This is a genomic window from Micromonospora sp. NPDC047074 (assembly GCF_040643815.1).
GTDB lineage: Bacteria > Actinomycetota > Actinomycetes > Mycobacteriales > Micromonosporaceae > Micromonospora.
Genome location: NZ_JBEYVB010000016.1, coordinates 89,063 through 100,661, shown reverse-complemented (window position 1 = coordinate 100,661; position 11,599 = coordinate 89,063). Strand labels below are relative to the sequence as shown.

The window sequence follows — 11,599 nt, the reverse complement described above, 5'->3', positions numbered from 1 at the left end:
CTTCCTTACACGCACCGCCCCGTGCGGGCCTGCGGCACGGGCAGCGGCAGCGTACGGCCCTCCAGGTAGCGCTCGTGCAGTCGGCGGATCCACGCCTCGCCGACCCGGTCGGCCTCGGGGCGGGCGGCGTCGCGGCGCAGGCACTCCGCCAGCGGCACGTCCGTGAAGTCGTGCACCTCGAACTCGGCGCCGTGCCGGGCGGCCAGGTCGGCCCAGTCGCGCAGAGTCCTCGACCGCAGGTTGGTGTCGTCGACGCAGACGTCGGCCCGGGCCCGCAGCAGCGCCTCCACCTGGGCCCGCTGCACGACGGTGACCTGCCACTCCGCCCACTGGGTGAACAGCCGCTCGCCGTGCAGCATCCGGCGCAGGTCGTCCCGGTTGACCCGGACGACGGACGGCTGGAGCGTCCGGGCGAACGTGGTCTTGCCGGAGGCGGGCAGCCCCCGGGTGGCGATCAGGCGGGCCATCGCGTCCTCCGTTCGTGTGTCCCGGCGGGCCGGCCCCGGCCGCCTCACCGTGCCCCGGACGGGGTACGGCCCCCGACGGTGGCCGTGCCGGTGAATGCCCGGCCGGGCGGCGGGAATGCGGCAGGTGCGGCGGACGTTGTCGATGCCGGACCAGCCGTGCGGCCCGATTGCCGGGCCGGCGCACGCCCATGGCACACTGGTCAATCGGCCACCGGTTCCGGTTCACGCCCGAGTCCGTCGCGCTCCGCGACGGATACCGACGGCGACCCGGCGACCATCCACGAGAGGACCGAGGCGAGATGAAGCCCAACATCCACCCGGAGTACGTGACCACCGAGGTCAGCTGCTCCTGCGGTAACACGTTCACCACCCGTAGCACCGCCAAGGGCGGCTCGATCCACGTCGAGACCTGCAGCGCCTGCCACCCGTTCTACACCGGCAAGCAGCGCGTCCTGGACACCGCCGGCCGGGTGGCGAAGTTCCAGCAGAAGTACGCCAAGGTTCAGGCCAAGAAGGCCAAGTAGCTCCTCGTTCGACGCCCGCGTCCGGTCTCGTGCCGGACGCGGGCGTCGTCCGTATTGCCCCGGATCAGCCTGCCGTCCCGTCGCCCAAGGAGCCTCCCCAGCATGAGCAGCGAGCGTCTGGCCGCCCTCCTCGACGAGTACGCCGAGCTGGAGAAGCGGCTGGCGGACCCGGCCATCCACGCCGACCAGGGCACCGCCCGCCGGGTCGGCCGCCGGTACGCCGAGCTGGTTCCGCTGCACAAGGCGGCCGAGGAACTGGAGCAGGCCCGCGCCGATCTCGCGGCGGCCCGGGAGCTGGCCGCCGAGGACGCGTCCTTCGCCGCCGAGGCGGAGTCGATCGCGGCGGGCCTGCCGGCGCTGGAGGAGCGGCTGGCGGAACTGCTGATCCCGCGCGACCCGCACGACGCCAAGGACGTGATCGTCGAGATCAAGGCTGGCGAGGGCGGCGAGGAGTCCGCCCTGTTCGCGGGCGACCTGCTGCGGATGTACACCCGGTACGCCGAGCGGCGCGGCTGGCTCACCGAGGTGCTCGACGCCCAGGAGTCGGATCTGGGCGGCGTGAAGGACGTCTCGCTGGCGATCAAGACCAAGGGCGTGCCCGAGGGCGGCAACGGCGTCTGGTCCCGGCTCAAGTGGGAGGGCGGCGTGCACCGGGTGCAGCGCGTCCCGGTCACCGAGTCGCAGGGCCGCATCCACACCAGTGCCGCCGGTGTGCTGGTGCTGCCGGAGGCGGAGGACGTCGACGTCACCATCGACCCGAACGACCTGCGGATCGACGTGTTCCGTTCGTCGGGGCCGGGCGGCCAGTCGGTGAACACCACGGACTCGGCGGTCCGGATCACGCACGTCCCGACCGGCATCGTGGTGTCCTGCCAGAACGAGAAGTCCCAGTTGCAGAACCGGGAGCAGGCGATGCGGATCCTGCGTGCCCGGCTGCTGGCGGCGGCCCAGGAGCAGGCCGACGCGGCCGCCTCGGACGCCCGCAAGGCCCAGGTCCGCACCGTGGACCGCTCCGAGCGGATCCGCACCTACAACTTCCCGCAGAACCGGATCACCGACCACCGGATCGGCTACACCGCGTACAACCTGGACCTGGCGGTCGCCGGCGACCTGGACGGCGTCCTCGACGCGCTCGCGGAGGCCGACCGCGCCGCCCGCCTCGCCGGCGACACCGAGCTGGCCCGCCGCTGACCCGGGTCAGGAGGCGCGGGGGCGGGTCTTCGCGCGGAGCATCTCGCGGTCGGCGGCCTGGAAGGCGTTGCTGAGCGCGTCGCGCAGCCCCGGGCCGGTGGCGCCCACCTCGGCGAACCCGACGCTGACGCCGACCGGGGTGCCGGGCACCAGCGACTCCCAGTCCTCCGTGCGTACGGCGGCGTCGATCCGGCGGCCCACCTCGACCGCTTCGGCCATCCCGGCGCCGGGGAGCACCACCACGAACTCGTCCCCGCCGTAGCGGGCCACGAAGTCACCCCGGCGCATCACCCGGTTGATCACCCCGGCGACCCGCTGGAGCACCAGGTCGCCGGAGTGGTGCCCGTGCCGGGTGTTGACCGCCTTGAAGCCGTCCAGGTCGCAGACGCCGATCACCACGGGGTCGCCGTGCGCGATCACCGTGGCGATGTAGCGCTCCAGCCGGCGCCGGTTGGGCAGCCCGGTCAGCGGGTCGGTCAGGGCCTCGCCCTCGAAGCGGGCCGCCTCGCGGCGCATCTCCTCGTGGTCGATGCGGGCGGCGATGCCGTCGATGTAGACGTCCCGGAGCCGGTCGTTGCGTTGGGCGGCCAGCCGGAACGCGAGCCGGTCGGCCCGGTGTGCCCCCGCGTGGTCGCCGGAGCGGGCCAGGGCGATGCTGCGCAGCCGCGCCGGTTCCGCCGCGCCGAGCGTCTCGGTGGAGACCTGGACGCTGTCCAGCCGGGTGACCGCCTCGATCGGCCGCCCCTCGGCCACGGCCAGGCAGACCTGGCCGAGCTGGCGCATGTCCCGGGCCCGGGCGCTGTCCCCGCCGTGGCCGAGCAGCCGGGCCGGGGCGGCGTCCGGGTCGACGTCCAGCCGGTCGCCGAGGGACGCCCGCCGGGCGGCCGCGTAGCCGTACGCGGCCAGGCTGCTCGGCCGCAGCTTCCCGGCCCGCCCGCTGCGCAGGAACCGGTCGAGGTCGGCGGCGACGTCCCGCAGCACCCGCAGGCAGCCGTCGCTGTCGCCGTTGTGGTCCAGCGCCACCGCGTTGCGCAGCCGGATGCCGGGGGCGGCGAAGGTCTCCTCCGGGATCCCGGCGGCCGTGCCGAGCTGCCGGGCCCGCTCGATCGCGCCGAGGGCGTAGCCGTGGAAGCTGAGGTAGGAGTAGGCCATCGCGAGGTCGTGCCAGCCCCACGCGGTGTCCCGGTCCGGCTCGGGAACCGCGCCCAGCGCCCGGGCGGCCTTCACCAGGTGGGTGACGCAGCGGTCCAGCGCGCCCTGGTGGTGCGCGGCGAGCGCGGCCAGCGCGTTGAGGTGCCCGAGCAGGTAGGGCTCGGCGAGGTCGCGGACGACGGTGGAGGCCTCCTCGACGGCCCGGGTGTACTCCGCCGTCCGGCCGAGGTTGATCACCGCGGAGAGGCGCTGCACCAGGGCGTCGGCCCGCGCGTACGGGTCGGAGGTGGTGGCGATGACCTGGTCGAGGATCGCGTACGCCTCGGCGGACCGGCTGGACTCCTGGAGGGCGCGCGCCCGCGTCAGGGCGGCAACCTGGTCGGTGACCCGGTCGAGCCAACCCACGCGACCTCCCTGTCGTGTGCGTCCGGACGCATCCGCTCGTGATGTCCAGCGCGACGCCCCATGATTATCTCGTGAGCACCGTGCCGCAACACCCGTCCGAAGGGACGAGACGGCAGCGTCCTTCCGTGGCGGTCGCCCGGGCGTCCCGGGCCCTCGCCGACGCCGGCATCGTCTCCGCCCGTGCCGAGGCGGAACAGTTGGCCGCGTACGTGCTGGCGGTGCCCCGGGGCCGGCTGGCGCTAACCGACGGCCTGACCGCCGACCAGCTCGACCGGCTCGACGAGCTGGTCGCCCGGCGGATCGACCGGGAACCGTTGCAGCACCTGACGGGCAGCGCCGGCTTCCGGCACCTGGAGCTGGCCGTCGGGCCGGGCGTGTTCGTGCCCCGGCCCGAGACGGAGCTGCTCGCCGGCTGGGGCATCGCGCAGGGCCGGCGCCTGGGCGCCGGGCTGGTGGTGGACCTGTGCAGCGGCTCCGGCGCGATCGCCCTCTCGGTCGCCCAGGAGCTGCCCGGGGCCCGGGTGGTGGCGGTGGAACGGTCGGCGGCGGCGCTGCCCTGGCTGCGGCGCAACGCGGCGGCCCGGGCCGCCGCAGGAGACCGGCCGATCGAGGTGGTGGCGGCGGACGTCACCGCCCCCGGCCTGCTCGCCGATCTGGTGGGCCGGGTCGACGTGCTGCTCTGCAACCCGCCGTACGTGCCGTCGGACGTGGCGGTGCCCCCCGAGGTGGAACGGCACGATCCGGCGAGCGCGGTCTTCGGTGGCGCGGACGGCCTCTCGGTGATCCGCCCGCTGGTCGCCCGGGCGGCGGCGCTGCTGCGCCCGGGCGGGGTGTTCGGCGTCGAGCACGACGACACGCACGGCGCGACGGTGCCCGCGCTGCTCGCCGCGGACGGCCGGTTCGAGGCGGTCGCGGACCATCCGGATCTGGCCGGGCGGCCCCGCTTCGCGACGGCGTCCCGGCGGGCGGACGGCCCGCACGCCGTCTCCGACGTGACGTGGCAGACTGACTCCTCGTGATGCTCTACGACTGCCGGTCGCCCGCCGACCGGGACCGCGGCATCGCCGCTGCCGTCGAGGCGGTCAAGAACGGCGAGCTGGTCGTCCTGCCCACCGACACGGTCTACGGGATCGGCGCGGACGCGTTCACCCCGTACGCGGTCAAGGCCCTGGTGGACGCCAAGGGCGGTCCTCAGGCGCCGCCGCCGGTGCTGATCGGTTCCCGACACACCCTCGACGGTCTGGTCTACTCGCTGCCGCAGGCGGCCCGTGACCTCGTGGAGGCGTTCTGGCCCGGGGCGCTGACGATCGTCGTGACGCACTCGCCGAGCCTGCGCTGGGACCTCGGCGACACCTCCGGGACGGTGGCGGTGCGGATGCCGCTGCACCCGGTGGCGCTGGAGGTGTTGCGGGAGACCGGCCCGATGGCGGTCGCCTCGGCCAACAGGTCCGGCCAGCCGGCCGCCCTCACCGCCGAGGAGGCCCGCGACCAGCTCGCCTACTCGGTGCGGGCCTACCTGGAGGCCGGGCCGTGCCCGGATCCGGTGCCGAGCACCATCGTGGACCTCACCGGCGACGTGCCGAGGGTCCTCCGCGAGGGCGCCGTCGGGCTGGACAAGCTGCGCGACGTGGTGCCCGACATCCTGACCGGGCAGGGAGTCTGAGTGCCTCCGTTCACCGTGTTGCACGTGTGCATGGGCAACATCTGCCGGTCGCCGATGGCCGAGCGGCTGCTGGCCCTGGCCGTCGGGGAGCGGCTGGCCCGCCGGGAGGTCGACCCCGCCCGCGCCGACGAGCTGCTGCACAGCCACAGCTCCGGCACCGGCGGCTGGCACGCGGGGGAGGAGATGAACCCGCCGGCGGCCCGCCAGGTGACCACCCGGGGCGGCAGCGTGACCGGCTTCGCCGCGCGCAAGCTCCGCTCCGACCAGATCGACGCCGCCGACCTCGTCCTCACCGCGACGGCCGACCAGCAGGAGTACGTGGTGGCGCTGCGCCCCGACGCCGCGTCGCGCACGTTCGTGCTGGGCGAGTTCGGCCGGCTGCTCGCCAGGGTGGACGCCGCCGGGCTGCCGCCGGCCGAGGTCACCCCCGACGCGGTGTACGCCCGCGGCGTGGCCCTGGTGGAGGCCGCCCACGCCGCCCGCGAGGACGCCACCCCGCTGCCCACCGACGATCTCGACGATCCGTGGGGGCGCGGCGACCAGTGCTTCAGCCGGGTCGCCGACGAGATCGAGGAGACCGTCCACCCGCTCGCCGCCGCGCTCCTGCCGTAACCCGCCCGAGGTACCCCCGCGCGTGAGTTTCCTGCGGGTTTGGGGGAAAGGGGCGGAGAAGAGGGTCTTTCAGGCCATTCTGGGTGGGTCCTGACCGGCTCCTGCGGGGAGAGCTGATGACCCGGGCACGCCTCGACAAACTGTTCACCGTGCTGCTCGCCGGCGCACTCGCCGGGCTGGCGCTGGCGGTGGCGGCCCTCCCGGCCGCGCTGGTCTTCGGGATCGGGTTCTCGGCGCTCGCCGCGCCGTACTCGGAACTGCCGAACTCGCTGCGCACGCCGCCCACGGCCCAGCGCTCGAACCTCTACGCCAGCGACGGCACCACCCTGATCACCTCCTTCTACCAGGAGGACCGGGTGGACGTGCCGCTGGCCGAGGTGGCGCCGGTCATGCGGCAGGCGATCATCGCCGCCGAGGACGTCCGGTTCCACGAGCACAGCGGGGTCGACATGCGCGGCGCGGTGCGGGCCTTCACGGTGAACCAGGGGTCGGGGGAGACCCGGCAGGGCGCGTCCACGCTGACCATGCAGTACGTCCGCAACGTGCTCAGCAACGACCCCCGGCTCAGCGAGCGGCAGCGCGCCGCGGCCACCGAGCTGACCACCGCGCGCAAGATCCAGGAGATGCGGTACGCGCTGGCCCTGGAGCGGGAGCTGAGCAAGGACGAGATCCTCGCCCGCTACCTGAACATCGCCTACTTCGGGGCGGGCGCGTACGGGGTGGCCGCCGCGAGCCGGCGCTACTTCTCGAAGCCGCCGGCCGAACTCACCCTCGCTGAGGCGGCGCTGCTGGCCGGCCTGGTCCGCTCCCCGCACACCGACGACCCGATCAACGGCGACGCGGACGCGGCGCTCGCCCGCCGGGCGCACGTGCTGGACCGGCTGGTGGAGACCGACAAGGTCCCCGCCGAGGCGGCGGACCGGGCCCGGGCCGAGCAGTTGAAGCTGCGCCCCAGCCAGACGCCGAACGACTGCACGGCGGTCCCGGCGGCGCACAACGACTGGGGCTTCTTCTGCGACTGGTTCACCCGCTGGTGGAACGCCCAGCCGGCGTTCGGCGCGACGGTCGACGAGCGGCAGCTCGCGCTGCGCCGGGGCGGCTTCTCGATCGTCTCCTCGCTCGACCCGGCGGTGCAGCGCGCCACCAACGAGCAGGTGCGCCGGATCTACTCGGTGGACGACCGCCAGGCGGCGCCGACGGCGGTGGTCCAGCCCGGCACGGGCCGGGTGCTCGCCATGGCGGTGAACCGGACCTACGGCGTGGCCGCCAACCCGCGCGGGCAGAAGACCCACCCGAACACGGTCAACCAGTTGGTCGCCGGGGGCGGGGCGATCGAGGGCTACCAGGCCGGCTCCACGTTCAAACTCTTCACCGTGCTGGCCGCGGTGGAGTCCGGGCTGCCGCTGAGCACGGAGTACGACGCGCCGGATCGGCTCGTGACCGAGTATTCGGCGTCCGGGGCGGCGAGCTGCGACGGGTACTGGTGCCCGAGGAACGCCCGCGAGTCGATGGCCGGCGAGCACACCATGTGGACGGCCTTCGGCGAGTCGGTCAACACGTACTTCGCCCGGCTGACGGAGCGGGTCGGCGCGGACCGGGTGGTGGAGATGGCCGAACGGCTCGGGATCGTCTTCCGGGCCGAGTCCGACGCCCGGCTGGCCCGCCACGGTGCGCGCGAGTGGGGGCCGTTCACCCTCGGTGTCTCCGCCACCACCCCGCTCGACCTGGCCGGCGCGTACGCGGCGGTGGCGGCCGAGGGCCGGTGGTGCGCGCCGCTGCCGGTCGTCTCGATCGCGGACGCGGCCGGCCGCAGGGTGAACGCCGGCCAGCCGAACTGCCGGCAGGCCGTCGACGCGGACGTGGCCCGGGCGGCGGCTGACGTGGCCCGCTGCCCGGTCGGCGACCAGTCGATGTACCGGGAGTGCGACGGCGGGACCGCCGAAGGGCTGCGCCGGCAGGTCGGCCGGCCGGTGGCGGGCAAGACCGGCAGCTCCGACGGGTACGCGACGGAGACCGTGGTCGCCTTCACCCCGCAGCTGGCGGTCGCGTCGATCGCCACCAACCCCGACGATCCGCGCGACGCGGTCGGCCAGCGGGTGCAGGGTCAGCTGGTCGAGGCGGTGGGCGAGGTGCTCTCCTTCGCGCTGCGCGACGAGCCGGTCCGCGACTTCGTGCCGCCCAGCGAGGGGGCCGCCTTCCGGGTCACCGGCACCCGCGGCGGCAACTGAGCCGCCTGCCGGGCGGGCGACCGGGGCCCGCGGCGGCGAACCGAGCCGCCTACCGGGTCAGCGGGGCCCGCCTCCGATGGCGAGCCGCCGGGCCTCCTGCTCGGCCTGCCGGGCGATGTTGCGGGCCATCCCGCCGAAGACCACCGCGTGGAACGGCGCGACCCCGCCCCAGTAGGCGTGCCCGGACAGCCCGCGCGGCAGGAACACCGCCCGCTGGTGGTAGCGGCTGCGGTCGCCGTCCAGCGGGAGCACCCGCATCTCCAGCCAGGCGCGGCCGGGCAGCCGCATCTCGGCGCGCAGCCGCAGCAGCTCGCCCGGCACGACCTCCTCCACCCGCCAGAAGTCCAGCGCCTCGCCGACCCGGAGGCGGTGCGGGTCGCGCCGGCCACGGCGCAGCCCCACGCCGCCGATCAGCCGGTCCAGCCAGCCCCGGACCGACCAGGCCAGCGGGAACGAGTACCAGCCGTGCTCACCGCCGACCCCCTCGACGACCCGCCAGAGGGCGTCCGGTGGGGCGTGCACCACCCGTTCGCGCACGTCGGTGTAGGCGGTCCCGCCGGACCACTCCGGGTCGCTGGGCAGCGGTTCGGCCGGCGCGTCGGGGCCGCTCGCGGTCGACCACCGGGTCTCCACCTCGCCGTCGCGGACCTTCCGCAGGGCCAGCGCCACCGCCTGGTCGAAGCCGGTCAGCCCCTCCGGCGGGTCCGGGACGTGTGCCGCGATGTCGTGCTCGTGGGCGACGGCCTCGTGGACCAGGCTCTCCACCAGCGGCCGGGCGATCGCGTTCGGCACCGGGGTGACCAGGCCGACCCAGTACGAGGAGAGCGTCGGCGTGAGCGGCCGGACCGGCAGGATGACCCGTCGGCTCAGCCCGGCCACCCGCGCGTACCGCCGCATCATGTCCTCGAAGGTGAGGACGTCCGGCCCGCCGATGTCGAAGGCGCGGTTGACCTCCGGCGGCAGGCTCGCGCAGCCGGTCAGGTAGCGCAGCACGTCCCGGACGGCGATCGGCTGGATCCGGTTGCGGACCCAGCGCGGGGTGACCATGGCCGGCAGCCGCTCCGTCAGGTAGCGCAGCATCTCGAACGAGGCCGACCCCGAGCCGATGATCACCGCGGCCCGCAGCACCACCGTCGGCACCCCGCTGTCGAGCAGGATCCGGCCCACCTCGGCCCGGGAGCGCAGGTGCGCCGACGGGACCTCCCGGTCCGCCGCCGGCTCCGGCCCGCCCAGGTAGACGATCCGGCGTACGCCCGCGGCGCGCGCCGCCGCCGCGAACCCGGTGGCGGCCTCCCGGTCGGCGGTCTCGAAGCCGGCCTGGCCGAGCGAGTGCACCAGGTAGTACGCGACGTCGACGCCCGCGAAGGCGGCCGGCAGCGTCTCCGGCCTGCGCAGGTCGCCCTCGGCGATCTCGGCCCGCGCGGCCCACGGCACGTCCCGCAGCCGGCCGGCGTGGCGGGCCAGGCAGCGCACCGCGTGTCCCTCGGCCAGCAGGCGGGGCGCGAGCCGCCCGCCGATGTAACCCGTCGCTCCGGTGACCAGGCATCTCACGGCCTCCAGTGTGCGGCCCAATAGACTCTGACGTCGTGGCTACTGAGACGAGCACCTTCTGGGGGCCGGACTTCGACCAGCTCCGCACGACCGATCCGGAGATAGCCGAAGTGGTGCTCGGCGAGCTGGGCCGCCTCCGGGGCGGCCTGCAACTGATCGCCAGCGAGAACCTCACCTCGCCCGCGGTGCTGGCGGCGCTCGGCTCGACCCTGACCAACAAGTACGCCGAGGGCTACCCGGGCCGGCGCTACTACGGCGGCTGCGCCGAGGTCGACCGGGCCGAGGAGATCGGCATCGCCCGGGCGAAGGACCTCTTCGGCGCCGAGCACGCCAACCTCCAGCCGCACTCGGGCGCGAGCGCGAACCTGGCCGCGTACGCGGCGCTGGTGCAGCCGGGGGACACGGTGCTCGCGATGGACCTGCCGCACGGCGGCCACCTCACCCACGGCAGCCGGGTGAACTTCTCCGGCCGGTGGTTCCACACCGTCGGCTACACGGTCCGACGGGACACCGAGCTGATCGACTACGACGAGGTGCGGGATCTCGCTCGGGCGCATCGCCCCAAGATGATCATTTGCGGGGCCACGGCGTATCCCCGGTTGATCGACTTTCCGCGGTTCCGCGAGATCGCCGACGAGGTCGGGGCGTACCTGATGGTCGACGCGGCGCACTTCATCGGGCTGGTCGCCGGGAAGGCCATCCCGTCGCCGGTGCCGCACGCCGACGTCGTCTGCCTCACCACGCACAAGGTGCTGCGCGGGCCGCGCGGCGGCATGATCCTCTGCCGGGAGTCGCTGGCCCAGCGCATCGACAAGGCCGTCTTCCCGTTCACCCAGGGCGGCCCGCTGATGCACGCCGTGGCGGCCAAGGCGGTCGCCCTGCGCGAGGCCGCCCAGCCCGAGTTCCAGACCTACGCCGAGCGGGTGGTGGCCAACGCCCGGGCGCTCGCCGCCGGGCTGGCCGACGAGGGGATGCGGCCGGTCTCCGGGGGCACCGACACCCACCTCGCCCTGGTCGACCTGCGCGAGGTCGGGGTCACCGGCGCCGACGCCGAGGCGCGCTGCGACGCCGCCACCGTCACCCTGAACAAGAACGCGATCCCGTACGACCCGCAGCCGCCGGTGGTCGCCTCCGGCATCCGGGTGGGCACCCCGAGCGTCACCACCCAGGGCATGCGCGAGCCGGAGATGCGGCACGTCGCGGCACTGATCGCCCGCGCCGTGCGCACCGATCCGGCCGCCCCCGGGGGCACCGGCACCCTCGCCGGGATCGCCGGCGAGGTCGCCGAGCTGGCCGCCGCCTTCCCGGCGTACCCCCGATGACCGAGCCACGCGCGGGCGAGCCGGGCGCCATCCGGGCCCGGCTGCCGCACCTGCGCCTGCCGCTACTGGCCTGCGCGGTGCTCGCGCTGGTCGGGGTCCCGGTCGCGGCGGTGCTGCGGGGGCCCACCGGCGCGGCCGGGGTGGCCGCCGGGATCGCGCTGGTCGTCGCCAGCTACCTGGTCTCCGGGCTCTCGGTGGCCTGGGCCGACGCCGTCAACCCTCGGATGATCATGTCGGTGGGGCTGGTCACCTACGCCACGAAGATCGTGGTGCTCGGGGTGGCGATGGCCGCCGTGGCGGCCACCGGCTGGCCCGGTCTGCCGGACATGGGTGTGGCGATCATCGCTGCCGTGGTGGTCTGGACGGGCGCCCACCTGGGCTGGGCCCTGCGTACGCCACTGCCCACCTTCGAGCGACGCGATGAGTGAGCGTGTTGTCGGATCTGCGTCCGGCATTTCGGGCTGCCGCGGCGGGCCGCACGGGA

Annotated in this window: 11 protein-coding genes; 8 read left to right on the top strand and 3 right to left on the bottom strand. The window is 74.8% G+C overall.

Annotated features, from left to right (window positions below):
• Positions 1-5: 5 nt before the first annotated feature.
• Positions 6-467 (bottom strand): AAA family ATPase, encoded by a 462-nt coding sequence (locus ABZ809_RS20525; protein ID WP_357564146.1) that lies wholly within the window; start codon positions 465-467, stop codon positions 6-8.
• Between the two features lie 299 nt (positions 468-766).
• Between ABZ809_RS20525 and rpmE the strand changes: the two genes are divergently transcribed.
• Positions 767-991 (top strand): 50S ribosomal protein L31, encoded by a 225-nt coding sequence (gene rpmE / locus ABZ809_RS20520; protein WP_091628448.1) that lies wholly within the window; start codon positions 767-769, stop codon positions 989-991.
• Positions 992-1,093: 102 nt separating this feature from the next.
• Positions 1,094-2,182 carry a peptide chain release factor 1 gene (gene prfA / locus ABZ809_RS20515; RefSeq protein ID WP_357564145.1) on the top strand — a complete coding sequence of 363 codons (1,089 nt, stop codon included), beginning with the start codon at positions 1,094-1,096 and terminating at the stop codon, positions 2,180-2,182.
• Between the two features lie 6 nt (positions 2,183-2,188).
• Here prfA and ABZ809_RS20510 read toward each other — a convergent pair whose 3' ends face one another.
• Positions 2,189-3,739 (bottom strand): GGDEF domain-containing protein, encoded by a 1,551-nt coding sequence (locus ABZ809_RS20510; RefSeq protein ID WP_357564144.1) that lies wholly within the window; start codon positions 3,737-3,739, stop codon positions 2,189-2,191.
• Positions 3,740-3,810: 71 nt separating this feature from the next.
• Between ABZ809_RS20510 and prmC the strand changes: the two genes are divergently transcribed.
• From prmC to ABZ809_RS20490, 4 genes are all read left to right on the top strand, one after another.
• Positions 3,811-4,758, top strand: a complete 948-nt coding sequence (gene prmC, locus ABZ809_RS20505; RefSeq protein ID WP_357564143.1) for a peptide chain release factor N(5)-glutamine methyltransferase — start codon at positions 3,811-3,813, stop codon at positions 4,756-4,758.
• On the top strand, positions 4,758-5,402 hold the full coding sequence (locus tag ABZ809_RS20500) for an L-threonylcarbamoyladenylate synthase (protein ID WP_357564182.1): 645 nt from the start codon (positions 4,758-4,760) through the stop codon (positions 5,400-5,402). The genes prmC and ABZ809_RS20500 overlap by 1 nt, the downstream gene beginning before the upstream one ends.
• Positions 5,403-6,014 carry a phosphotyrosine protein phosphatase gene (locus ABZ809_RS20495; protein ID WP_357564142.1) on the top strand — a complete coding sequence of 204 codons (612 nt, stop codon included), beginning with the start codon at positions 5,403-5,405 and terminating at the stop codon, positions 6,012-6,014.
• Between the two features lie 116 nt (positions 6,015-6,130).
• The gene (locus ABZ809_RS20490) at positions 6,131-8,242 is read left to right on the top strand and encodes a transglycosylase domain-containing protein (RefSeq protein WP_357564141.1); all 2,112 of its coding nucleotides are present in this window, start codon (positions 6,131-6,133) and stop codon (positions 8,240-8,242) included.
• Between the two features lie 57 nt (positions 8,243-8,299).
• Here ABZ809_RS20490 and ABZ809_RS20485 read toward each other — a convergent pair whose 3' ends face one another.
• The gene (locus ABZ809_RS20485) at positions 8,300-9,793 is read right to left on the bottom strand and encodes an SDR family oxidoreductase (protein ID WP_357564140.1); all 1,494 of its coding nucleotides are present in this window, start codon (positions 9,791-9,793) and stop codon (positions 8,300-8,302) included.
• A 35-nt stretch (positions 9,794-9,828) separates the two neighbouring features.
• Between ABZ809_RS20485 and glyA the strand changes: the two genes are divergently transcribed.
• Positions 9,829-11,115, top strand: coding sequence for a serine hydroxymethyltransferase (gene glyA, locus ABZ809_RS20480; protein WP_357564139.1), 1,287 nt, complete (start codon positions 9,829-9,831; stop codon positions 11,113-11,115).
• Positions 11,112-11,543, top strand: a complete 432-nt coding sequence (locus ABZ809_RS20475; protein WP_357564138.1) for a hypothetical protein — start codon at positions 11,112-11,114, stop codon at positions 11,541-11,543. The genes glyA and ABZ809_RS20475 overlap by 4 nt, the downstream gene beginning before the upstream one ends.
• Positions 11,544-11,599: the final 56 nt, after the last annotated feature.